At 70.7% G+C, this 21,897-nt stretch carries 25 protein-coding genes and 2 tRNA genes; 16 read left to right on the top strand and 11 right to left on the bottom strand.

Annotated elements, in window-relative coordinates; all coding sequences use genetic code 11:
• The first annotated feature begins 34 nt into the window (after positions 1-34).
• On the top strand, positions 35-748 hold the full coding sequence (locus tag L6E10_RS39545; RefSeq protein ID WP_236225277.1) for a PIG-L deacetylase family protein: 714 nt from the start codon (positions 35-37) through the stop codon (positions 746-748).
• Between the two features lie 51 nt (positions 749-799).
• Positions 800-2,008, top strand: a complete 1,209-nt coding sequence (gene cobA, locus L6E10_RS39550) for a uroporphyrinogen-III C-methyltransferase (protein ID WP_236225278.1) — start codon at positions 800-802, stop codon at positions 2,006-2,008.
• On the opposite strand, the gene L6E10_RS39555 is transcribed toward cobA, so the two are convergent.
• The 5 genes from L6E10_RS39555 to L6E10_RS39570 form a co-directional block, all read right to left on the bottom strand.
• Complete coding sequence (locus L6E10_RS39555) at positions 2,005-2,814, bottom strand: MFS transporter (RefSeq protein ID WP_308102984.1); 810 nt, start codon at positions 2,812-2,814, stop codon at positions 2,005-2,007. The two genes, cobA and L6E10_RS39555, sit on opposite strands and share 4 nt — an antisense overlap.
• Positions 2,811-3,176: an MFS transporter gene (locus L6E10_RS40610; protein ID WP_275677354.1), complete on the bottom strand. Its 366-nt coding sequence runs from the start codon at positions 3,174-3,176 to the stop codon at positions 2,811-2,813. Before L6E10_RS40610 ends, L6E10_RS39555 begins: the two co-directional genes overlap by 4 nt.
• A 46-nt stretch (positions 3,177-3,222) precedes the next feature.
• A tRNA-Lys gene (locus L6E10_RS39560) sits at positions 3,223-3,296 on the bottom strand.
• A 6-nt stretch (positions 3,297-3,302) separates the two neighbouring features.
• Positions 3,303-3,374: transfer RNA gene (locus L6E10_RS39565), tRNA-Gln, on the bottom strand.
• A gap of 16 nt (positions 3,375-3,390) precedes the next feature.
• Positions 3,391-4,716, bottom strand: coding sequence for a hypothetical protein (locus tag L6E10_RS39570; RefSeq protein WP_236225279.1), 1,326 nt, complete (start codon positions 4,714-4,716; stop codon positions 3,391-3,393).
• A 59-nt stretch (positions 4,717-4,775) separates the two neighbouring features.
• Here L6E10_RS39570 and yaaA point away from each other — a divergent pair, with 59 nt between their 5' ends.
• The 3 genes from yaaA (at position 4,776) to L6E10_RS39585 (ending at position 8,460) form a co-directional block, all read left to right on the top strand.
• Entirely contained in the window at positions 4,776-5,504 is a 729-nt protein-coding gene (gene yaaA / locus L6E10_RS39575; RefSeq protein WP_236225280.1) for a peroxide stress protein YaaA, read from the top strand.
• Positions 5,505-5,716: 212 nt separating this feature from the next.
• Positions 5,717-6,685, top strand: a complete 969-nt coding sequence (locus L6E10_RS39580) for a serine protein kinase RIO (RefSeq protein ID WP_374237647.1) — start codon at positions 5,717-5,719, stop codon at positions 6,683-6,685.
• 236 nt (positions 6,686-6,921) lie between these two features.
• On the top strand, positions 6,922-8,460 hold the full coding sequence (locus tag L6E10_RS39585; RefSeq protein WP_236225281.1) for a DEAD/DEAH box helicase: 1,539 nt from the start codon (positions 6,922-6,924) through the stop codon (positions 8,458-8,460).
• Between the two features lie 378 nt (positions 8,461-8,838).
• On the opposite strand, the gene L6E10_RS39590 is transcribed toward L6E10_RS39585, so the two are convergent.
• A complete protein-coding gene (locus tag L6E10_RS39590) occupies positions 8,839-9,630 on the bottom strand; it encodes a cyclopropane-fatty-acyl-phospholipid synthase family protein (RefSeq protein WP_236225282.1) in 792 nt (263 codons plus the stop codon).
• A 47-nt stretch (positions 9,631-9,677) separates the two neighbouring features.
• Between L6E10_RS39590 and L6E10_RS41125 the strand changes: the two genes are divergently transcribed.
• Positions 9,678-10,634, top strand: coding sequence for a GNAT family N-acetyltransferase (locus L6E10_RS41125; RefSeq protein ID WP_236225283.1), 957 nt, complete (start codon positions 9,678-9,680; stop codon positions 10,632-10,634).
• Here the strand turns inward: L6E10_RS41125 and L6E10_RS39600 are convergent.
• Complete coding sequence (locus tag L6E10_RS39600) at positions 10,631-10,990, bottom strand: VOC family protein (protein WP_236225284.1); 360 nt, start codon at positions 10,988-10,990, stop codon at positions 10,631-10,633. The two genes, L6E10_RS41125 and L6E10_RS39600, sit on opposite strands and share 4 nt — an antisense overlap.
• Positions 10,991-11,125: 135 nt before the next feature.
• Here L6E10_RS39600 and L6E10_RS39605 point away from each other — a divergent pair, with 135 nt between their 5' ends.
• Positions 11,126-12,871 (top strand): proline--tRNA ligase, encoded by a 1,746-nt coding sequence (locus L6E10_RS39605; RefSeq protein ID WP_236225285.1) that lies wholly within the window; start codon positions 11,126-11,128, stop codon positions 12,869-12,871.
• 186 nt (positions 12,872-13,057) lie between these two features.
• Here L6E10_RS39605 and L6E10_RS39610 read toward each other — a convergent pair whose 3' ends face one another.
• Complete coding sequence (locus tag L6E10_RS39610; protein ID WP_236225286.1) at positions 13,058-14,086, bottom strand: hypothetical protein; 1,029 nt, start codon at positions 14,084-14,086, stop codon at positions 13,058-13,060.
• Positions 14,087-14,205: 119 nt separating this feature from the next.
• Here L6E10_RS39610 and L6E10_RS39615 point away from each other — a divergent pair, with 119 nt between their 5' ends.
• Entirely contained in the window at positions 14,206-15,165 is a 960-nt protein-coding gene (locus L6E10_RS39615; protein WP_236225287.1) for an ABC transporter permease, read from the top strand.
• On the opposite strand, the gene L6E10_RS39620 is transcribed toward L6E10_RS39615, so the two are convergent.
• Positions 15,061-15,468 (bottom strand): YjbQ family protein, encoded by a 408-nt coding sequence (locus tag L6E10_RS39620; protein WP_236225288.1) that lies wholly within the window; start codon positions 15,466-15,468, stop codon positions 15,061-15,063. The two genes, L6E10_RS39615 and L6E10_RS39620, sit on opposite strands and share 105 nt — an antisense overlap.
• 100 nt (positions 15,469-15,568) lie before the next feature.
• Here L6E10_RS39620 and L6E10_RS39625 point away from each other — a divergent pair, with 100 nt between their 5' ends.
• Genes L6E10_RS39625 through L6E10_RS39640 form a run of 4 tightly spaced genes read left to right on the top strand, consistent with a single transcriptional unit; the run spans position 15,569 to position 18,686 of the window.
• Positions 15,569-16,477, top strand: a complete 909-nt coding sequence (locus L6E10_RS39625) for a glycosyltransferase (protein ID WP_236225289.1) — start codon at positions 15,569-15,571, stop codon at positions 16,475-16,477.
• An 11-nt stretch (positions 16,478-16,488) separates the two neighbouring features.
• Positions 16,489-16,953 (top strand): DUF4442 domain-containing protein, encoded by a 465-nt coding sequence (locus L6E10_RS39630; protein ID WP_236225290.1) that lies wholly within the window; start codon positions 16,489-16,491, stop codon positions 16,951-16,953.
• Positions 16,946-17,899 (top strand): aminotransferase class V-fold PLP-dependent enzyme, encoded by a 954-nt coding sequence (locus L6E10_RS39635; protein ID WP_236225291.1) that lies wholly within the window; start codon positions 16,946-16,948, stop codon positions 17,897-17,899. The genes L6E10_RS39630 and L6E10_RS39635 overlap by 8 nt, the downstream gene beginning before the upstream one ends.
• A gap of 55 nt (positions 17,900-17,954) precedes the next feature.
• Positions 17,955-18,686: a hypothetical protein gene (locus tag L6E10_RS39640; RefSeq protein WP_236225292.1), complete on the top strand. Its 732-nt coding sequence runs from the start codon at positions 17,955-17,957 to the stop codon at positions 18,684-18,686.
• On the opposite strand, the gene L6E10_RS39645 is transcribed toward L6E10_RS39640, so the two are convergent.
• Complete coding sequence (locus L6E10_RS39645) at positions 18,683-19,111, bottom strand: ferritin-like domain-containing protein (RefSeq protein WP_236225293.1); 429 nt, start codon at positions 19,109-19,111, stop codon at positions 18,683-18,685. The genes L6E10_RS39640 and L6E10_RS39645 overlap by 4 nt on opposite strands.
• The gene (locus tag L6E10_RS39650) at positions 19,108-19,551 is read right to left on the bottom strand and encodes a hypothetical protein (RefSeq protein ID WP_236225294.1); all 444 of its coding nucleotides are present in this window, start codon (positions 19,549-19,551) and stop codon (positions 19,108-19,110) included. The genes L6E10_RS39645 and L6E10_RS39650 overlap by 4 nt, the downstream gene beginning before the upstream one ends.
• Before the next feature lie 129 nt (positions 19,552-19,680).
• On the opposite strand from L6E10_RS39650, the gene rimP reads away from it, so the two are divergent.
• The 4 genes from rimP to L6E10_RS39670 form a co-directional block, all read left to right on the top strand.
• Positions 19,681-20,205, top strand: coding sequence for a ribosome maturation factor RimP (gene rimP / locus L6E10_RS39655; RefSeq protein ID WP_236225295.1), 525 nt, complete (start codon positions 19,681-19,683; stop codon positions 20,203-20,205).
• The gene (gene nusA / locus L6E10_RS39660) at positions 20,202-21,215 is read left to right on the top strand and encodes a transcription termination factor NusA (protein ID WP_236225296.1); all 1,014 of its coding nucleotides are present in this window, start codon (positions 20,202-20,204) and stop codon (positions 21,213-21,215) included. Before rimP ends, nusA begins: the two co-directional genes overlap by 4 nt.
• A gap of 42 nt (positions 21,216-21,257) precedes the next feature.
• Positions 21,258-21,581: a YlxR family protein gene (locus tag L6E10_RS39665; RefSeq protein WP_308102985.1), complete on the top strand. Its 324-nt coding sequence runs from the start codon at positions 21,258-21,260 to the stop codon at positions 21,579-21,581.
• Between the two features lie 87 nt (positions 21,582-21,668).
• On the top strand, positions 21,669-21,897 hold a 229-nt coding region (locus L6E10_RS39670; RefSeq protein WP_236225297.1), incomplete at its 3' end, for a translation initiation factor IF-2 N-terminal domain-containing protein.

The following is a 21,897-nucleotide window of genomic DNA, read 5'->3' on the forward strand; positions in this document are numbered from 1 at the left end:
GCGGGGTGCGTGCTCCGGCGCGCACCCTGCACGCATGGCTGATCTCGAAGCTGTGCCCGAGGACTGGTCGAGCGCCTTGGTCGTCGTCGCTCACCCCGATGACATGGAGTACGGCGGTGCGGGCGCCATCGCTCGTTGGACAGCCCAAGGCAAGAAGATCGCGTACCTGCTCGCCAGCCGTGGCGAGAACGGCATCGACTCGATGGCTCCGGACGTCTGCGCGCCGTTGCGCGTCGAGGAGCAGATCGCGTCGTGCGCGGCCGTCGGCGTGACCGAGGTCGAGTTCCTGGACCACCCGGACGGCACCATCGAGTACGGCGTCCCGCTGCGGCGCGACATCACGGCCGCCCTCCGCCGCCACCGCCCGGAGTTCGTCATCACCGGCAACTTCCGCGAAACCTGGCCGGGTGGCGGGCTCAACATGGCCGACCACATCGCCGTCGGCCGCGCGACCGTCGACGCCGTGCGGGACGCGGCCAACCGCTGGATCTTCCCGGAGCTCGGCCTGGAGAAGTGGGACGGCGTCAAGTACGTCGCGGCGGCGTCCTCACCGTTGGCGACGCACGCCGTGGACATCACCGACTCGTTCGACGCCTCCGTGGCCTCGCTGCGCGCTCACAAGGCGTACCTGGAGGCGCTGAGCGGCGACATGGCCGAGCCGGAGCCGTTCCTCCGTTCGATGGCGGAAGCCGCGGGGAAGAGGTTCGGAGGCGTCCTCGCGACCTCGTTCGAGCTCCTGCCGCTGTGACCATGTTCCCTTCGGCTGGACACGGCGGGTCCGGTGTGGATGCTTCTACGCATGCCCTTTGAACAGCACTACCTGGCCGGCCTCGACCTCCGGGGCCGACGCGTGCTCGTGGTCGGCGGTGGCACGGTCGCGCAGCGCCGTCTTCCCCGTCTGATCGCGTCCGGCGCCGTCGTCGACCTCGTGTCGCCCGTCATCACCCCCGCCGTGCAGGGCATGGTCGACGCGGGGGAGCTGACCTGGCACGAGAGGCTGTTCGAGGCCGGGGACGTCGAGGGCGCCTGGTACGTGCTGGCGTGCACGTCCGACGCCGAGGTCAACGCGCAGATCAGTGAAGAAGCGCTCTCTCAGCGTGTGTTCTGCGTGCGCGCGGACATCGCCGTCGAGGGCACGGCCGTCACACCGGCCTCCGCCACGCACGACGGCATGCTGATCGGTGTTCTCGCGGGTGGCGAGCACCGCCGGTCGGCCGCGGTGCGGGACGGGCTCGTGGCGGCGTTGCGCGACGGCCGCATCGCGGACCAGGCCGCACCGCCCGTCGGTGTCGCGCTGGTGGGGGGCGGTCCGGGCGACGCCGAGCTGATCACGGTGAAGGGCAAGCGTTTGCTGGCGCTCGCGGACGTGGTGGTCGCGGACCGGCTCGCCCCGCGTGAGCTGCTGGAGGAACTGCCCGCGCACGTCGAGGTCGTGGACGCGGCGAAGATCCCCTACGGCCGCGCGGCGACGCAGGACTTCATCAACCAGACGCTGGTCGACCGGGCCAAGGAGGGCAAGTTCGTCGTCCGGCTCAAGGGCGGCGACCCGTACGTCTTCGGCCGCGGCTTCGAAGAGCTGCTGGCGTGCGCCGAGGCCGGGATCCCGGTGACGGTCGTGCCGGGCGTGACGTCGGCGTTCGGCGTGCCCGCGCTGGCCGGTGTGCCGGTGACGCACCGGGGCGTGGCGCACGAGGTCGTCGTCGTCTCCGGTCACGTGGCACCGGACGACCCGCGTTCTCTCGTCGACTGGCCGGCGATCGCACGCCTGCGTGGCACGGTCGTGCTGATGATGGCGGTCGAACGAGCCGGTGCGTTCGCCACGGCGCTGATGGAAGGCCGTCCCGGGTCGACGCCCGTCGCCGTGGTGCAGGAGGGCAGCACGACCGGCCAGCGCGTTCTGCGCTCCACTTTGGACTCGCTGGCGGCCGACATGGAGGCGCACCGGATCCGGCCGCCGGCGATCATCGTCGTCGGACCGGTCGCCGACATCGCCTCCCTGAAGGGCTAGGGCCGGCTCGGGCGGACGTCGCGGAAGTGGGTGCGCAGCGGCTTCAGGCTGAGCACCCCGACCGCCGTGCGCAACACCACGGCGGCGTACCAGGGCGCGAGCAGCCCGAAGCCGTCCGCGACGAGCCCGCCCAGCAGCGCGCCGACCGGCTGGACACCCCAGGTGACCAGCGTCTGCGCGCTGCTGACGCGGCCCGGCAGCCCGGTCGGCACCACCCGCTGGCGGAAGCTCGCGGTCGCCACGCCCCACACCGCCGTGCAGAACGAGCTCACGACCGCGAACACCGCGACCGTGGGGAGGTCACGCGCGATCGTGGCGATGCCGAGCCACATCAGCGGGATCAGCACCACGGTCGTGAGAACCGCCCAGCTCGCCCGGGCCAGGATCCGCTCGGCCAGCAGTGCCCCCGCGACGCCGCCGCAGGCGAGGGTCGCGAGCAGCGCCCCGAAGCCGGCGTCGGTGAGCCCCAGGCGTTGCTGGGCGAACAGCACCAGCGTCGCCACCGTCATCGCGATGCACAGGTTGGTCGTCGCGGACACGACCGTGATGGTGCGCAGAGCCTCGTGCTTCATCAGCCACCGCAAGCCGTCGCGAGCCTTTTGCCTGGCGGACGGCACTTTGCGTTCCGTACGCATCTGAGTGACCAGCGACGCCGCTATGGCGAACGTCAGCGCGTTGACCCAAAACGGCGCGGGTACGGCGATGGCGAACAGCAGACCACCCAACGGTGGTCCCACGAACTGCAGCGCTACCGCTTGAGAGGCGAACAACCTGCCGTTCGCGCGCTCCAGCAGAGGGTTCTTCACGGTGGCCTTGATGAGTGGTTGTCCCACGGCCCTGGGATCGTCTCGGCGGTGCCGATGAGGAACGCCAACCCGTACATGACCGCGATGCGCGCGCTGTGGAAGGTCGCGAGCAACGCCATGAGCGCGCACTGGATCCACAGCGCGGCGAGGAGGAGCCGCCGTCCGTCGTAGCGGTCCGCGGCCGCGCCGGCGGGCAGGGAGACCAGCAGCCAGGGGAGTGCGCCGAAGAAGCTCACGCCGGCGACCAGCGTCGGGTCGCGGGTGATCGTGGTGGCGAGCAACGGCAGTGCCGCGAGGAAGATGCCGCCGCCCAGCGCCGAGATCGCGCTGCCGCCCCACAGGAGGTACCAGTTCCGCCCCATGGGACACCCTGCGTGCCGGTCCCTGTGGGACCGGCACGCAGGCAACTGGGGAACACGGCCGGGCTCGAACCGGCGTCCTTCCGGTGAAGAGCCGGAGCTCTACCGCTGAGCTACGCGTTCCAGGCGTTCGGCGGGCCGGGCTCGAACCGGCGTCCACCCGGTCCAGAGCCGGGCGCTCCACCACTGAGCTACCACCGAACGCGTCCCAGCTTGCTCAACCGGGCGTGTTCTGTCCACCCAATACTTCGGCGCGGACCGGCTTGCCGCTGAACACGTGCGCGCGCCGCAACACCATGCCCCACAACGGATCCGAGACGGACACGCCGTGCACGAGCTCCGGGGTCGGGCGGAAGCGCGCGATCGCGCCGTGTTCGCGCGGTGCCGTCCACCCGGCGCGTTCCGGGTCGACGCCGTGCTCACGGCACGCCGCCTCCACGTCCGCGCGGGTGCACGCCGCCGTGCCGTCGAGGACCTCCCACGGCAGCGGCAGCCGCGCCCACACCGAGGTGTCCGGGTGCAGGCCGCCGCCGTGCCACGCTACGAGGTCGGCCGCCATCACGCGCATGGCCTTGCCCGGCCAGGCGTCGTCGAGCAGCGACGACAGCCCCGCGGCGTGCAGGCACGAGATCCACGCCGCGCGTGCGGCGTTGTAGGCGCCCGCGAAGGCGTTCCAGGTCGACGAGTCGACGCCGGACCGCACGACCATGGTCGCCCGGTCGACGTCCGACGAACGCCACACGCCACCGAGCACGGCCGCGATGGACCGCGTCGCCGCGGACCACCGGCCGAGCAGCTCGCCGAGCTGGTCGGCGGACAGGTGCCGCAGCACGTCCCACACCGGGTGCGCCAGCGCGATCATCGCCCAGTCGGTGTCCGCACGGGCCCTGCACCGCGCGAGGAGCACGTCCGCGACCTGGTCGAACGGGTTCTCCCGGCCGGTCAGGCTGAACTCGCGGCGCAGCTTGCGGCGAGCCGTGAAGTAGGCGACGAAGCAGGCCGCGTCGACGTCCGCGCCGAAGCGCTCGCGGTCGATCACGTCGACGAACCCCGCCGACGCGAGCAGCGTCGCGCTGCGCAGCCGCTGGGCGCGGCCGAGCCGGTCGGCCTTGGCGGACAGCCTGCGCAGCATGCGGAACCGGCGGTTGTACTGCCGCTTGGACAGCTCGACACCGGCCGCCTCGCGCGCCTCGCGGTTCAGCCGGTCCGCGAGGAAGTCCGTGTGCCCGGGGTCCCAACCGATCCCGGCGCCGGCCAGTTCGGCGAACTCCAGCACCGACACCGGGTCCTCGGTGTCGACCGCGGCGTCCACGTCGAACAGGCGCCTGGTGGCGGCGACCTGCCGCGCCGCACCGACCGGGCGCGCGTAGTCGTCGCTCATGCCGGAGAACCCCTGCCAGCGCGACGCGTGCCGGGCGACGTCCCCGATCACGGCGCGCTCGCGGCGCGTCAGGGACTGGTTCACCTCCAGCACCAGGACGGCCACGTCCTCCGGGCGGGGCCGTGCGTCGAGCGAGCGGTACAGGCGGTCGAGTGCTTCCACACCTCCAGAGGACCACGCCCTGTCCAGCGGTTTTCGGGCTCTGCCCTACCCTTTCGACCGTGCTGGTGCTGCTTCCCCCGTCGGAGACCAAGGCGATCGGCGGCGAGGGCGCGCCGCTCGACCTCGACGCGCTGTCGTTCCCCGAGCTGAACCCGGTCCGGGACGAGCTGGTGTCCGCGCTGGCCGACCTCGCGCGGGACGTCCCGGCGAGCCTCAAGGCGCTCGACATCTCCGAGCGCCAGGTCGACGAGGTGCACCGCAACGCCGCCCTGCGCACGTCGCGGACCACGCCCGCGCTCCTGCGCTACACCGGGGTGCTCTACGACAACCTGGACTTCCCGTCGCTGAAGAAGGCCGAGAAACAACGCGCCTGTCAGCGGCTCGTGGTCGCGTCCGCGCTGTTCGGAGTGGTCCGCGGCGGTGACCCGGTGCCCGCCTACCGGTTGTCGGGCGGCAGCGCGCTGCCGGGCCACGGCAGCCTGCGCACGGTGTGGAAGCCCGCGCTGGAGCCCGTGCTGGCCGGCGCGGACGAGTTCGTCGTGGACCTCCGGTCCGGTGCGTACTCGAGCCTCGCGAAGATCCCGCACGCCGTCGTCGTCCGGGTCGTCACCAGCGAGGGCAAGGTCGTCAGCCACTTCAACAAGGCGCACAAGGGCCTGCTCGCGCGGGCCATCGCCCGGTCCAGCGCCGAGCCCGGCGACCTGAAAGGCCTGGTCAAGCTCGCGCAGAAGGCAGGGTTGCGGCTCGTGCCGACCGGCGGGAAGACCGCCGACCTGATCACCGGTTAATTCGGTTGCGGCCGGTGGGGCCGCAGGGCATTCTTCTGCCCCGAAGCGTGACATCGGAACTGGATCGAGGAGGTGCGTGATGTCAGAGCCCGCCTGGGGACGTGGCACCGCGTTCGCGACCCGTCCAGCCGCCCTTCGCGCCTGATCAGCACCGTTTGATCGCAGAGCGCCAGTGGGGCGGTCACCCTTCATCCTTTCCGGGAGACCCCACCGTGCGCGAGCACGATCTTTTCGAACGCTACGAATCTACTTTCGACGACACCGCCGACACCATGCGGCGCAAGGGAAAGCGCACCAGGTCCAGGATCGACGACGCGGAACCCACCCGTCGCGGCCGCATGACCGAGGAAGAGAAGCTGCGCGTCGCGCGAGTGCGCGAGGACCAGCTCAGCTCGGCCGACACCCCCGAGGACGGCGACCGCTGGTCCACGTGGGGCGACGCCGACCAGGGACCGAAGCCGCACCCGTCGTGGCTCATCACGGAGCTGGCCGCGGTCGACCGCGAGCTCGGCATCGTGAAGACCGGCAAGGAGGCGGACGTCTTCCTGCTGGAACGCGCGATCGGCGACCGGGTGTGCCTGCTCGCCGCCAAGCGCTACCGCAGCAACGACCACCGGATGTTCCACCGCGACGCCGGGTACCTCGAGGGTCGTCGCATGAAGAAGTCCCGTGAGAACCGGGCGATCGCGAACCGCACCGCGTTCGGGCGCAACCTGATCGCGGAGCAGTGGACGGTCGCGGAGTTCGCCGCGCTCTCCCGGCTGTGGCAGATCGGCGCGCCCGTGCCGTACCCAGTGCAGCGCAGCGGCACCGAGCTGCTGCTGGAGTTCATCGGGGACGCCGAGGGCAACGCGGCGCCGAGGCTCGCGCAGACCCGTCCCGACGAGGACGAGCTGCTCGACCTGTGGCGCCAGCTGGTCGCGACGCTGACGACGCTCGCCGAGGCGGGCCTGACGCACGGCGACCTGTCCGCCTACAACCTGATGGTCCACGAGGGCAGGCTGGTCGTGATCGACCTGCCCCAGGTGGTCGACCTCGTCGCGAACCCCCGCGGCGTGGAGTTCCTCGACCGCGACGTCCGCAACATCTGCGGCTGGTTCGCCGCGCGCGGCCTCCCGCCGGAGATCGGCGACCCGTCCGCGCTGGTGGCAACGCTGCTGGACGTGGCGGGTATGGGCTGACCCCGCCGTCGAGCGCCCGGTCGTGTCCAAGGACACTGCCGGGCGCGCGAAGTGTCGCCACTGATCAGTTAGACTGTGCTGTACACCGATGAAGGCCTGACGGCCGTTGACCGGTGTTTCCACCTACTCATCAGCGGCGTGACCACCACGCCGGGCCCGTCCTTGTGATCGGCACCGCGGTAGCGCGCGGGGCAGCCTCGAGACGTGCCATGTCCCGGAGGTTTGTTTTGCCATCAATGTCCGAAGGTCGTTCCGAGCGTGGACAAAGCCGCAGGTCACCGCGCCGCCGCTCGGGTCGCCAGGGCAATTCCTCGCGTCCGCAGCAGCGGGTCGAGGAACCGATCGTCGCCGAGCACGTCGAGAGCACGCTGCCGGAAGGCCCGCTGCCCTCGTTCGCTGAACTCGGCCTGGCCGACGCGCTGATCCGCTCGCTCGTCGCCAACGAAATCACCGAGCCGTTCCCCATCCAGGCGGCCACCCTTCCCGACGCGATGTCGGGCAAGGACATCCTCGGCCGCGGCCAGACCGGCTCCGGCAAGACGCTGGCGTTCGGCCTCGCGATGCTGAGCCGCCTCGCCGGCGGCCGTTCCGTGCCGCACAAGCCGCGCGGCCTGATCCTCGTCCCGACCCGCGAGCTCGCGATGCAGGTGGAGACGGCTCTCATGCCGCACGCCCGCTCGCTGGGCCTGTGGTGCCGCGTCGTCGTCGGCGGCACGTCGTTCCCGCGCCAGATCGAACACCTGCGCCGCGGCGTCGACCTGCTGATCGCCACGCCCGGCCGTCTGTCCGACCACGTCCGCCAGGGCACGTGCGACCTCGGCTCCGTCGAGATCACCGCGCTGGACGAGGCCGACCAGATGGCGGACATGGGCTTCATGCCCCAGGTCCGCGCCATCCTCGACCTGACCCCGCAGGACGGTCAGCGCCTGCTGTTCTCCGCGACGCTCGACGGCGACGTGGACAAGCTGGTGCGCCAGTACCTGCACTCCCCGGTGACGCACTCGGTGGCCCCGTCCACCGCGAGCGTCACGACCATGGAGCACCACCTGCTGTTCGTGTCCGCTGAGGACAAGCAGAACGTCGTGACCGAGATGGCCGCGCGCGAGGGCCGCACGATCATGTTCGTGCGCACCAAGCACCACGTCGACCGCCTGGCCAAGAAGCTCCGCTCGGTCGGCGTCCACGCCGGCGCCCTGCACGGCGGCAAGGCGCAGAGCGCCCGCACCCGCGTGCTCGGCGAGTTCCGCGAGGGCACCACGCCGGTCCTGATCGCCACCGACGTCGCCGCCCGCGGCATCCACGTCGACGACGTCTCGCTCGTCGTCCACGTCGACCCGCCGGCCGACCCGAAGGACTACCTGCACCGCGCGGGCCGCACCGCGCGCGCCGGCCAGTCCGGCACCGTCGTCACCCTCGTGACGCACGACCAGCGCCGCGCCGTCCAGGGCATGGCCGCCCGCGCCGGCATCCGTCCGGAGAGCACCAAGGTCCGGCCCGGCGACGACGATCTGGTCCGCATCACCGGCGCCCGCACGCCCAGCGGCGAGCCCGTGCTGGAGCGGGAGAAGCCCGCTCGCCGCGGGCCCTCGCGCCGGTTCGGCGCCCCCGGTGCCGGTACCGGTCGTCGTTCCGCGGAAGGGGGCGAGTTCCGCGGTGGGCCTCGTCGGTCCTCCGCGGACGGTGGCGGGCCTCGCCGGGCCGAGCGGACCGAGGGCGGTCGTGCGTTCGGCCGTTCGGAGCGCAGTGGACGGCCTCGCCGGGCGCCTCAGCACTGAGGATCGGCCGGCGGTGAAGTCCGCCAGGTGATTTTGTCGGACCCCCTGAGCAGCGTTTGGGCTCAGGGGGTCTTCCTGTTGGGGGTCTTCTTGTCGGGGGACGTCTGCGTCAGCTGGCGCTTGGTTTTCCCAATTGCGTTGGCTGCTGCGTTGCTCTGGGCGGCTTGCTGTTGCGTAGCGGTGGGCGTCCGGTGGGGTGGTCCCGTCACAAGCCGCGCCCGAGCCGGCCACACCCCTCGGGCGCGGCAAGAGCTGAGGCACGACTCGTGACGGGACCGCCCCACCTCGGGTCGTTGTGAAGAGCTGACAAGCCTGGAGCGGGGTCGAAAGCGGCTCGGCTTCGCCTTGCTCCACCCCGGCTCTGCCCGCGCGCCTCTGTCAGGGGGCCAGGAGCGTCAGGTAGGCGAGGCCGAGGGTTCCTCGCCAGCCTCGCAGGCGGTAGTTGCGGCTCGTGTCCGCCTTGGCGCGGATTTCGGCGGCGTGTTCGGAGTTCGGGTTGTCGCGCAGCCAGCGTTCCCAGGCGAGGCCGTGGCCGTTTTCGAAGATGTCCCACTCGTCGAGGCTTGCCTGCTCTGCGGCCAGCAGGCGGTAGCCGTGGGTGTGGGCCAGGTCGACCAGGTCTGCCAGTGAGCCGTACTGGTTGCGGGGGATGGGCATCGCCGCCAGTTGGGCCTCTGTGGGTTCTCGTTCCCAGAAGCCTTCGCCCAGCAGGAGTTTGCCGCCTGGGCGCAGCAGGGACCTGGCTGCTGTCAGGGCGTTCGTGGTGTGGTGCAGGGGATCGCCGCCCCACACCTGGGTTGCGCCGTTCACGATGACGGCGTCGGCTGGTTTGTCCGGCTGCCACTGGGCCACGTCGGTCGCGTGGAAGCTCGCTCGTGCGGTCAAGCCTCTGGCCTGTGCGTTGGCGGTGGCTCGGGCTATGTCGGCCGCGTTCAGGTCCACGCCTGTGCCGGTGGCTGTGGGGGCTGCTTCGAGGGTGCGCAGGAGCAGTTCCGCCCAGCCGCAGCCGAGGTCGAGGACGTGGGCGTTGTCGAGGGGGAGCAGTGAGCGGATGAGGCGGGCTGCTCGTTCTTCGGACAACGGGCCGTGGAAGGTCAGATCTTCGTGCAGCGGCGCTATCTCTGGCGGTGTCATCTGGCGCACGATGGCGCTGCCGGGGTGTTCGGGCAACGCGTTATTCGGTTGGCTGGCGTCGGGTCTCGTCGTAGCTTCGGGGTGTGGAACTCGTGTGGCGCTCGCTCACGACCGCAGACATCCCGGCGGTGGCCGCGTTGTACAACGCTGTCGAGGCAGCGGACGACACCGGGGAGTTGTTGTCCGAAGAGGACTTCGTCGAGTTGTTCGGTGAGGCCGACCTCCCTCGCGGGTCCGTTGCCGCGTTCGCGGGGGACGAGCTTGCGGCCTACGGGGTGGTCGTGGTGCGGGACAAGCCTGTTGGGGCGCACCGGGTTCGGCTCGACGGGTTCGTGCACCCCTCGTTCCGGCGGCGTGGTGTCGGGCTTCAGCTGTTGCCGCGGATGGTCGAGCTGGCGCGGGGCCTGCACGTCGACAAGCACCCGGACCTCCCGCTCGTGGTGAACACGATGGTCGAGAGCCGGTGTGCGGGGCACGCGGCGCTGGTGCAGCGGTGGGGTTTTCGCGCTGAGCGGCACTTCCACGAACTGGAGGTGGCGCTGGGCGAGTCACTCGCCCGGGTGCCGGTGCCGGCCGGGTACGAGGTCGTGCCGTTCTCGGCGGCTCGGGATGCCGAGGTCCGGGTGGTGTCCAACACGGCGTTCGCCCGGCACTGGGGGTCCGTCGAGCGCAGTCCGGAGGAGTGGGCCGCGTCGTTCACCAACAGCAAGCGGTTCGTGCCGGAGTGCTCCTTCCTCGCTTTGCACGAGGGCGTCGTCGTCGGGTTCGTGCTCGCGCGGCACTACCCGGTCGTCGAGGAGATGACCGGCGTGCGCGAGCTGTGGATCGGGGACGTCGGCACCCTCGAGGAGCACCGCGGGCGCGGGGTGGCCTCCGGGTTGCTGAGCTGGACGTTGGCCCAGGCCAAGACTCAGGGGTACGCCAGGGCCGGGCTCTCGGTGGACACGGCGAACCCGACCGGTGCGCTCGGGGTGTACGAGCGCGCCGGGTTCGGGGTGGTGCGGACCTGGGCCGACCACGGGATGCCGGTGGAGCTCTAGAGCTCCTCGCCCGCCTGGCCGACGCAGAACTCGTTGCCGTCCGGATCCGCCAGGACCGACCAGACCAGGCCCGGCACGCTGTGCACGGCCACCTCGGTGGCACCCAGCCCGACCAGGCGTTCGACCTCCGCCTCGCGGTCCGGCACGTGCGAGTCGAAGTGCACTCTGTTCTTGCCCGGTGTGGCGTCTGGGACCTGCTGGAAGCCGAGGGCCGGGCCGGTCTCGGAACTCGGGGCGAGGACGATGAACCCACCCCAGTCGTTCTGGACCGTCGTGCCCAGAGCGGCCGTCCAGAACTCCGCGAGCTTGCGCGCGTCCGGGGTGTCGATGGTGATCATGTCGATCGTCAGTGGCATGGGCGGAACGCTACCCACGGGGTCTGACAATTCTTGTCGGCGCAGGTCAGGGCCCGTGGTGAGCACCGCGCGCGATTTCGGGGAACGTCCAACCAGTACGCTGCTCCAACAGCCCGTGAACGAGGAGTACCCACCGTGATCACCAGGATGTCGTCGCTGTTCCTGCGAACCCTTCGCGAGGACCCGGCGGACGCCGAAGTGCCCAGCCACAAGCTGCTGGTGCGCGCCGGCTACGTCCGCCGCGTCGCGCCGGGCGGATACTCCTGGCTGCCGCTGGGGCTCAAGGTCCTGCGCAACATCGAGGCCGTCGTCCGCGAGGAGATGGACGCCTTCGGCGCGCAGGAGATCCAGTTCCCCGCCCTGCTGCCCAAGGAGCCCTATGAGGCGACGAACCGGTGGGAGGAGTACGGCCCCAACCTGTTCCGCCTCAAGGACCGCAAGGGCGCCGACTACCTGCTCGGGCCGACGCACGAGGAGATGTTCACCCTCACCGTGAAGGGTGAGTACAGCTCCTACAAGGACTACCCCGTCACGCTGTACCAGATCCAGACCAAGTACCGCGACGAGGCGCGTCCCCGTGCGGGCATCCTGCGCGGCCGCGAGTTCCTGATGAAGGACTCGTACTCGTTCGACCTGAGCGACGAGGGCCTGAGCCAGTCGTACGTGAACCACCGCGACGCCTACATCCGCATCTTCGACCGGCTCGGCCTGGAGTACGTGATCGTCTCCGCCACGTCCGGTGCGATGGGCGGGTCCGCGTCCGAGGAGTTCCTCGCCGTCGCCGAGACGGGTGAGGACACGTTCGTGCGCAGCACCGAGTCCGGCTACGCGGCGAACGTCGAGGCCGTCGCGACGCCCGTGCCCGCCGAGCAGTCGATCGACGACAAGCCCGCGGCGCAGGTGCACCACACGCCGAACACGCCCACCATCGAGACGCTGGTGGACTTCCTCAACGCGAACACCGACCGCAAGTTCACCGCGGCGGACACGTTGAAGAACGTCATCGTGAAGACGCAGCAGCCGGGCCAGAAGGACTGGACGCTGCTCGCGATCGCGGTCCCCGGTGACCGCGAGGTCGACTTCAAGCGCCTCGAGGCGGCGCTCAGCCCCGCCGAGGTCGCGATGGTCGACGAGGCCGACTTCGCGAAGAACTCGTTCCTGGTCAAGGGTTACATCGGTCCGGGCGCGATCCAGGCCAACGGCATCCGCTTCCTCGCCGACCCCCGCGTCGTCAAGGGCACCGCGTGGGTCACCGGCGCGGACAAGGCCGACCACCACGTCGTCGACCTCGTGGCGGGCCGCGACTTCACGCCCGACGGCGTCATCGACGTCGCCGAGGTCCGCGAGGGCGACGCCTCCCCGGACGGCAAGGGCGTGCTCGTCGCCGCGCGCGGCATCGAGATCGGCCACATCTTCCAGCTGGGTCGCAAGTACGCGGACGCGTTCTCGCTCGACGCCCTCGGCCCGGACTCCAAGCCGGTCCGGATCACCATGGGCTCGTACGGCATCGGCGTCTCGCGGCTCGTCGCGGTCATCGCGGAGCAGTCACACGACGAGCGCGGCCTGATCTGGCCCCGCAACGTCGCGCCCGCCGACGTCCACGTCGTGGTGGCCGGCAAGGACGAGACGCTGCTCAACGCCGGTGAGGACTTCGCGAAGCAGCTCAGCGACAAGGGCCTCGACGTGCTGTTGGACGACCGCAAGGCGAGCCCCGGCGTGAAGTTCGCCGACGCCGAGCTCGTCGGCATCCCGACGATCCTCGTGATCGGGCGCGGGTTGAAGGACGGCACGGTCGAGGTCAAGGACCGCCGCTCCGGCGAGCGCGTCGAGGTGCCGGTGGCCGAGGCCGTCGACCACCTGGTGCAGGTCGTCAAGGGCTGAGCCGGAACTCCGGACGCCGGGTCGCGCGCTGGTCGCGCGGCCCGGCGTTGCTGGTCCTGCGCCCGTTGAGCGGGTGAGGGGCAACGGTTCCGGCGTGGTGGCGGGGCGTCCGAGGACGAACGCCGCAGAAGGCTCCGGACGCGGCGCAGGTCGGCGCGAGGGGACCGGAGCGGCGCGGGCCGGACGTCAGGTCGTCGGGACCAGCGACTCGGCCATCTTCTGCAGGTCGGACTCCTTGACCAGCGGCGGGGTGGTGCCGCCTCCGCCGCCCTCCAGGTCTCCGTTGACGACCAGCACGTGCAGCCTGTTGCTGCCGTTGAGCACGACGACCTTGAGCATTCCCTTGGACGCCAGGCACTTGTTGGCGGACTGGGTCACGGTGGCGTCGACCTGCACGCCCTCGACGGTGACCTTCTTGCCGTCCTTCTGGGTGTGCTGGATCTTCACCGGCTTCGGCTGCGTGAGCTCCACCTTGGGCTCGCCGCCGGAGCTGTAGTACTGGGTGGCCAAGGACTTCGTGAAGTCGGTGGCGGTCTTGCCGATGTCGCCCTTGGGCAGCAGCGCGCCGCCGTTGGTGCCCTTGGTGTAGTTCTTGCCCTCGCACTCGTAGTCGCCGTACGAGGTGACGCCGGACAGCGAGATGCCGTCGAACTTGTCGACCGGGATCCTGGCCTCGCTGAGGATGTCCCAGTTCTTCGGGACCTCGTAGGTGAAGCCGAGGCTGGTCTCGACGCACTGCTGGCCGTCGTTCCTCGGGCACTTCGCCTCGGCCGGCTGCGAGGAGGAAGTGGTGCTGCTCGTCGGGGACGGGTCGGGCTGCGCGGCCTGGTCGTCCGAGCGGGACAGGAGCAGCCACGTGAGGCCGCCGCCGACCAGGAGCACGAGCACCACCGCGCCGAGCACGAGCCACAGCGTCTTCTTGCTCTTCTTCGGCGGCTCGTTGTCGAAGCCGCCGTAGACGCCCAGGCCGCCGTACCCGCCGCCGTAGGGCTGCTGCGGGAAGCCGCCCTGCTGCGGGAAACCACCGGTCTCCGGGAAACCACCGGTCTCCGGGAAACCACCGGTCTGCGGGTAGCCGCCGGTCTGGTAGCCGCCGGTCTGGTAGCCGCCGGTCTGGTAGCCCCCCGTCGGGTGGCCGCCGCTCTGGTCACCCTGCTGCTGGCCCCAGCCCTGCTGGTCGTTCCAGCCGCCCTGTCCACCACCTGGGTACGTCACGGGGGAACCGTACCTGGTGGGTCTGACAGCCCTGCAATTCATCACGCGTTGACTTCCCGGGAGGAGCGGGCGTACCGTTCCCGCTAAATTCAACGAGCGATGAACTTTGGAGGCGCACGATGCGCACCGCGCTGGTGACCGCCGCCGCAGGCGCGGTGGTGGCGTTTCTCCTGGGACTGCTGACGTTCGGCGTGCAGGCCACCGTGCACCCGCACGACGTGCCGCTCGCCGTGGTGGCGCCTCCGCCGGTCGCGGAGCGCGTGAAGGCCGCCGGCTCGGCCGAGGTCGACATCAGGGTCGTGTCCGCCGAGGAGGCGCGAACCCTGTTGGCGGACAAGGAGGTTTACGGAGTCCTGGAGATCGCGCCCGGCCGGGCGACGATCCGGCTCAACCCGGCGGTCAACCCGTCCGGAACCCAGGTGGCGCAGCAGGTCCTGACCGGAGTCGCGCAGGGCGCGGTGCTGCCGGTCGAGGTCGACGCCCGGGCCTCCACGGCCGCCGAACGCACCGCGCCACTCGCCGCGAGCGCGTTGCTGTGGGTCGGCGGGATGATCGCCGGGCTGCTGTTCGTGGTGTTGAAGGGACAGCGACTGAGGTGGCTGTCCGCCTTGGTCACCGCCGTGCTGGTCACCGGCTCGACCGCGGCGCTGCTGGCCTGGTGGGGCGTCACCCCCGGCGCGGCGGCGCTCACCTTCCTGCTCGCCGTCGCCGCGGCGTTCGCCTTGCTGCAGGCCGGGTTGTTCCGGCACCTCGGCATCCGCGCGATGGGCGTCCTCGGCCTGCTCTACCTGATGGCGCCGGCCGTCGCGGGGCAGGTGCCGGAGCTGCTCCACCCCGTCTACAAGGCGGTCCTGTGGTCGTGGACGCCCTTCCGGTTCTCCGCGGAAGGCTTGCGCAGCCTCCTGTACGACGGCTCCGTCACCACCGAGTGGTGGGTGTTCGGCGGGATCGCACTCGTCGGCGTCGTGCTGCTGCTAGCCGGCCAGGAAGCTCAGGCGGACCGTGCGGACGGGGTTGTCGACGTTGGTGTCGACCAGGCAGACGGACTGCCACGTGCCGAGCGCCAGCACACCGCCTAGCACCGGGATCGTCGCGTAGGGCGGCACCAGGGCCGGCATCACGTGGTCACGGCCGTGACCCGGGGTGCCGTGCCGGTGCCGCCACCGCACGTCGCGCGGCAGGATCCGCTCCAGCGCGGTCAGCAGGTCGTCGTCACTGCCCGCGCCGGTCTCGATGATCGCGACGCCCGCGGTCGCGTGGGGCACCCACACGTGCAGCAGCCCGTCGCCGTTCTCGCTGGCGAGGAACCGCTCGCACTCCCTCGTGAGGTCGTGGACGACCTCGTCGGAACCGGTGCGGACCTGGATCTCCTCGCTGCGCATGGCCTCAGATCTTACGAACCGCCCGGGCAGGGCCGCCGACCGCAAGCACGTGAGCAGGCAAATCGCGTCTCGCTCTCGGGGTCCTCAGTATCGTCACGTCATGCGCGTGCTGTTCGCCTGCATGGCCACGGTCGGCCACACGTACCCGTTGATCCCGTTGGCGTCAGCGCTGCGCAACGCCGGGCACGAGGTGCACTTCGCGGTCGGCGAGGAGATGCACCCCGAACTCGGGCGGCTGGGGCTGCGGCCGTTCCGCCCCGGCCTCGCGTTCGGCGAGATCTACGCCGAGGACATCGCTCCCGAGCTCGAACGCGTCCTGCCCGACCTGGTGATCAGCGGCTGGTCGGTGCCGGAGGTGTTCCGGGAGGCGAAGCGCCGGGCGTTCCCGGTGCTGTGGCACGGGTTCGGGCGCATGTTCGACGACGGCATCGGGCTGGCGCGGCCCGCCGGCGGACGGCACCTCGACCTCTGCCCGCCCTCGCTGCAGAACGCGGACTTCACCGACGACCGGATCCTGCTCCGCCCGGTGCCGCACGCGACGCCCGGCCGGGTCCCGGAACGCACGCACGAGAAGCTCGTCTACGTCACCTTCGGAACGGTGTTCGGCACGGAGGAACTGCTCGCGACGGTGGTGGGGGACCTCGGACGGCTCGACGCCCAGGTCGTCGTCGCCACGCCGGACCGGTGGCTGCCGCAGGCCGAGGTGATCAAGCAGGCGGACGTCGTCGTGCACCACGGCGGAAGCGGCACGATGCTGAACGCTCTGGCCGAGGGGGTCCCTCAGGTCGTACTGCCGCGAGGGGCGGACCAGTTCGGCAACGCCGAGGCGCTCCTCAAGGCGGGCGCCGGAGTGCGTCCGGACGCGATCGGTGCCGAGGCGGTCGCGCGGTGCGTGCAGCTGCTGCTCACCGACGGCCGCTACCGGGAAGCCGCAGGTCGGATCGCGGACGAGATAAGTCACATGCCGTCGCCGGAGGAAGTTGCGGACAGGCTGGCGGAGGTTGTGTAACACTGTTTTTTATGAAGGCAAGCCGCCTGCGCTTCGGGATGAACCTGTGGCCGCCGTTCCTGTTCGCCGGCATCCGCGTCGAGGAGATCTCGCCGGACTACCGGTATGCGCGCGTGCGGATGCGCCTGCGTCCGTGGAACCGCAACTTCTTCGGCACCCACTTCGGCGGCTCGCTGTTCGCGATGACCGACCCGTTCTGGGTGTTGCTGCTGTTCCACCAGCTCAAGGGTGAGCACGTCGTGTGGGACCGGGCGGGCGAGATCGATTTCGTCGCACCCGGCCGCGGCACGGTGCACGCCGAGTTCCGGCTGACCGACGAGCACGTCGAGCAGGTGCTGGAACGGACCAGGGGCACCGAGAAGGCCTTGATCTGGTTCGACACCGACGTCGTCGGGCAGGATGGGACCGTGATCGCACGGGTGAAGAAGCAGGTCTACGCGCGGCGCAAGCGCGACAAGCAGCTCACGCATGCGTGAGGCCTTCGGAGCGGTTTTCGACGTCGAGCCCGGCTACCTGAACACGGCGTCCATCGGGGTGCCCCCGCGGCACGTCGCCGACGCGGTGGCGGCCTCGCACGAGCGGTGGCGGCGCGGCCAGGACACGTCCTCGACGTTCAACGAGGTCGTGGAGACCTCCCGCGAGGCCTTCGGGCGGCTGGTCGGGGTGCCCGCCGCGTCGGTCGCGTGCGGCGCCACGGTGTCGCAGTTCGCGTCGCTGGTCGCCCAGGCCCTGCCGGCCGGCTCGAAGGTCTTCGTCGACCCCGGCGAGTTCACGAGCGTCTCGCTGCCGTTCGTCGCCGCGGGACACCGGGTCGTGTCCACGGTGGACGAGTGCGACATGGTCGCGGTGAGCGTGGTCCAGAGCGCGGACGGGACGATCGCGGACCTCGAAGGCCTTCGCGGATCCGGGAAGCCGGTGCTGCTCGACGTCTCGCAGGCGGCGGGGTGGATGCCGTTGTCGCTGGCGTGGGCCGATTTCGTCGTCGGCGTGGCCTACAAGTGGCTGATGGCACCGCGGGGCGCGGCCTGGATGGCGGTGCGGCCGGACCGGATGGACTTCCTCAAGCCGTTGGCGGCCAACTGGTACAGCACCGGCGAGAACTACGGCACGGAGCTCGTGCTGCGTTCCGACGCACGGCGGTTCGACCTCTCACCGACGTGGTTCTCCCACGTCGGTGCGGCGGTTGCGCTCCCGTGGGTGGCGACCCTGGACCTCGACGCAGTGCGCGCGCACTGCGTGAGCTTGACTGATCGGCTCCTCACCGGGCTCGGCCTTCCGTCCCGCGGCTCGGCGATCGTGTCCGTCGACGCACCACCCGTCCCGGGCGTCGTGTCGTCTGTCCGCGCAGGTCGCACACGGTTCGCATGTCACCTCTACAACACTGTCGAGGACGTTGACCGGGTGCTCGAAGCGCTCGGCTGACTGCCGTCCGTTACCGTGAGTCCTTGTGTCGGAACCACGCCAGTCACCTGAAGAGGTGACCCAGAACCTGCCTCGCTTCCCACCGAGGCCCACCGACACCGCGCCGTTGTACCCGGCCGACGAGCTCGTGAAGCTCCAGTCGATCATGGACAACCGCCAGGGGCACATGCCCGCGCCACCACCACCCGCACCCGTGCGGAAGAGCACGTGGGTGGGCAGGGCGCTGGCACTCGTCGGCGTCGCGGTGGTCTCCGGGCTCGTCTGGTGGGTGCTGCAGCCGTCGGACCCGGTGGACAAGCAGGTCGCGCAACCCGAGAAGACCGCGGGGGAGTACGAGTTCACCACCGTGCCGGAGCTGCCGGAGCCGGTGAAGGACAGCGACTGCGCCGCCCACGCCACGAGCCAGACGCAGGCGTTCTTCAAGACCACGCCGTGCCTGCAGCTGACCCGTGCGTTCTACACGGCCAAACTGCCGGACGGCCGCACTGTCTACTCGTCCGTGTCCGTCGTGAAGATGAAGACGGCCGAGGAGGCGCGTCAGTTGCGCGAGCTGACCCAGCGCGACGGCACCGGCAACGTCAAGGACCTGGTCCTGGACAAGGCCATCAGCGTGCCGCCGCTGACCACGCTGGCCAACGGCGGGTACGCCTCCGAGCAGCGCGACGAGGAGGTCGTGATCGTCGAGTCCGACTCGCCGACCAGGGGCCCCGACGCGCTCGCGCACAACAAGGACATGAAGAAGGTCTCCGAGGACGCGATCAGGCTCGCGTCCTCGTTCACCGGCTAACCGGACGCGACCCCGGGCATCGCGATGGACGCCGGGGTCGTCCCGGCGGCCTTGCGCCACCGCGTAGCCCGCACCGCCGCCGTCGTCAGCGCCTCCAGCGCGGACGTGCGCAGCGCCACGTCGTCGGTCCGCTCCAGCACCCCCCGCCACGCCGCGCAGGTGTCCTGCTCGGCGGCGACGAGCGCCGCCAGCGCGGACGGGGCGTCGGACACCGGCGCCGGCGGCAGGTACGCGGCCGCGGGCGGGTTCGGCGTCGCGCCGTGGTCCTTCAGCCACCGCTCGGTCGTGTCGCGGCGCGCCCGGTGCAGGTTCGCGCCCTCGGCGACGGCGGCGGACTGCTGGTCCAGGAACGCCGACACCATGCCGTAGGTCCACAACGCCGCGTGCTCGGTCCCGAGCGCGGTCTGGACGGCCTCCACGCTCATCCGAGCACCTCCCGCAGCGACGCGCAGCCGGCGGCCACCGAGCCGACGAGACCGGCGCGGTAGGAGGGCAGCGAGGCGACGGCGGCCGAGGCCTCGCGCACGGACTCGTCGAGCGCGGTCCGCAGCGCGGCCAGGGGGTCCGGCGGCGTGGGCGGGCTCGTGGGGGCGGGCGGCGCCGTGGACGACAGCGGCGGCCGTTCGCGGTCGACCTCGGCCTGCAGCAGGGTCGCGTGCGTCTCACGGGCCTTGGCGATCTCCGCGGCCGCGGGCACCGCCGTCAGCGACTGCGCCAGCTTGACGTCCGCACGGGCCCGCGCGGCGAGGGCCGACAACGGGTCCGGCGGGGGTGGCGCCGGGGGTTCTGTGGTGCACGCAACGGCGAGCGGTGCGGCGGCCACCGCGAGCAGCACACGGCGGCGGCTGACCGATTCGGAGATCACGCGAACCCATATTGCCAGCAGCCGTGCGGGTCGGTGGGAGCCGGGCGAACGAGATAGTCTGGTCGTCCACGGCCGCCGGAAACAGCGTCGGCCGGGGTTTTCATGCGTTCGAACTGAAGGAGACACCACGTGTCCAGCCCGCCGCGCGGAGACCTTTCCGCGCAGCTAACACCCGTTGTGCGGGAAGCTCTCGAAGCCGCCGGCTTCGACCTCGACGCGCTCGACGTGAATCAGGCTGGGCGCCGCCGTCTGGTCAAGGTCGTCGTGGACGGTGAAGACGGCATCGGGCTCGACGAGGTCGCCGAGGCGAGCCGCGTGGTCTCCGCCGCGCTCGACGCGCACGACCACCTGATCAACGGGCCGTACACCCTCGAGGTCACCTCGCCGGGTGTCGACCGCCCGCTCACCCGCCCGCGCCACTGGAAGCGCGCGCACCTGCGTCTCGTGAAGGTCAAGCAGCCGGAGAAGGCCGAGTGGTTCGGCCGGGTCGGCGAGTGCGACGAGACCGGGGTCGAGCTGCTGCACCAGGGCGAGCTGCGGCGCGTGGAGTACCGCCACATCGAACGCGCGGTCATGGAGATCGAGTTCAAGCAGCCGCCGGTCGAGGAACTGGCTCGGCTCACTCGGAAAGCACCGGAGGAGGAGCCGAGGTGAACGTCGACATCGCCGCCCTGAGGGCGATCGAACGTGAAAAGGACATCCCCTTCGAGACGGTCCTGGAGGCGATCGAGTCAGCACTGCTGACCGCCTACAAGCACACCGAAGGACACGCCACGCACTCGCGCGTGGAGATCGACCGCAAGACCGGCGTCGTGCGCGTGCTCGCGCAGGACCTGGGGCCGGACGGGTCGGTCCAGGAGGAGTGGGACGACACCCCGGAGGGCTTCGGCCGCATCGCGGCCACGACGGCTCGCCAGGTCATCCTGCAGCGCCTGCGCGACGCGGAGCACGAGCGCACCTTCGGCGAGTTCTCCGCCAAGGAGGGCGAGATCATCGCGGGTGTCGTGCAGCGCGACGCCCGCGCGAACGCCCGCGGCATGGTCGTCGTCCAGGTGGGGGACACCGAGGGGGTGCTGCCGCCGGCGGAGCAGGTGCCGGGCGAGCAGTACAACCACGGCGAGCGCATCAAGTGCTACGTCGTGAGCGTCTCCCGCGGCGCCCGCGGGCCGCAGATCGCCCTCTCGCGCACCCACCCGAACCTCGTGCGGCGGCTGTTCGCCCTCGAGGTCCCGGAGATCGCGGACGGCACCGTGGAGATCCCCGCGGTGGCACGTGAGGCAGGTCACCGTTCGAAGATCGCGGTGAAATCAACGGTTGCCGGAGTGAACGCCAAGGGCGCCTGCATCGGCCCGATGGGCGCCCGTGTGCGCAACGTCATGCACGAGCTCGGTGGCGAGAAGATCGATATCATCGACTACTCGGACGACCCGGCCACTTTCGTCGGGAACGCGTTGTCACCTGCGAAGGTCGTGTCGGTGAAGGTGGTCGACGAGCGCGCCAAGACGGCCCGCGTCGTGGTGCCCGACTTCCAGCTGTCGCTGGCGATCGGCAAGGAGGGGCAGAACGCCCGCCTGGCCGCCCGCCTGACCGGCTGGCGCATCGACATCCGCAGTGACGCGGAGGCTCCGGCCGCCGGTGCGGTCACATCCGGTTCGGCTGAATGAGCTCCAGGGGATAGAATTATCAACGGTTCATCGTCGGGAGTGGTGTCCCAGCACATCGGCCCTGTTCGCACGTGCATTGGATGCCGCACCCGGACGTTGCCCTCCGAGCTGCTGCGAGTGGTCGCGGTGGACGGTTCGGTTGTTCCGGACGTCCATCGGCGGCTTCCGGGTCGGGGTGCTTGGTTGCACTTCGATCTCGAATGTCTCCGCAACGCCGAGCGGCGACGGGCGTTCTCGCGGGCCCTCCGGGTCCAGGGAGCACTCGACGTCGCTTCGCTGCGCGAGCACTTCGAGCGGCACGGGAAACAGGTCCCGGGACAGCCCCGGGGCCAGCAGGAAACAAGGAAGCAGGTCGACCCGTCATGAGTCAGCCGTGAAGCTGAAGACATGAACGCGCGACGTTAAGACGAGGTCGATGGGACTTGCCCACCGGCCTCACGACCTAGGAGACCAGTGGCAGGCAAGGCCCGCGTGCACGAGCTCGCGAAAGAGCTCGGTGTTACGAGCAAGGAAGTTCTCAACAAGCTCGCCGAACAGGGCGAGTACGTGAAGTCCGCGTCGTCGACCGTCGAGGCCCCGGTGGCCCGGCGACTTCGCGACGCCTACGAAGCCAAGTCCTCGAAGCCGGCGCCCAAGCCGTCCGCTCCGAAGCCGAAGGCACCCGCGGCTGCCGCACCCTCCG

Source organism: Lentzea sp. CC55, from assembly GCF_021056325.1.
Lineage (GTDB): Bacteria > Actinomycetota > Actinomycetes > Mycobacteriales > Pseudonocardiaceae > Lentzea > Lentzea jiangxiensis.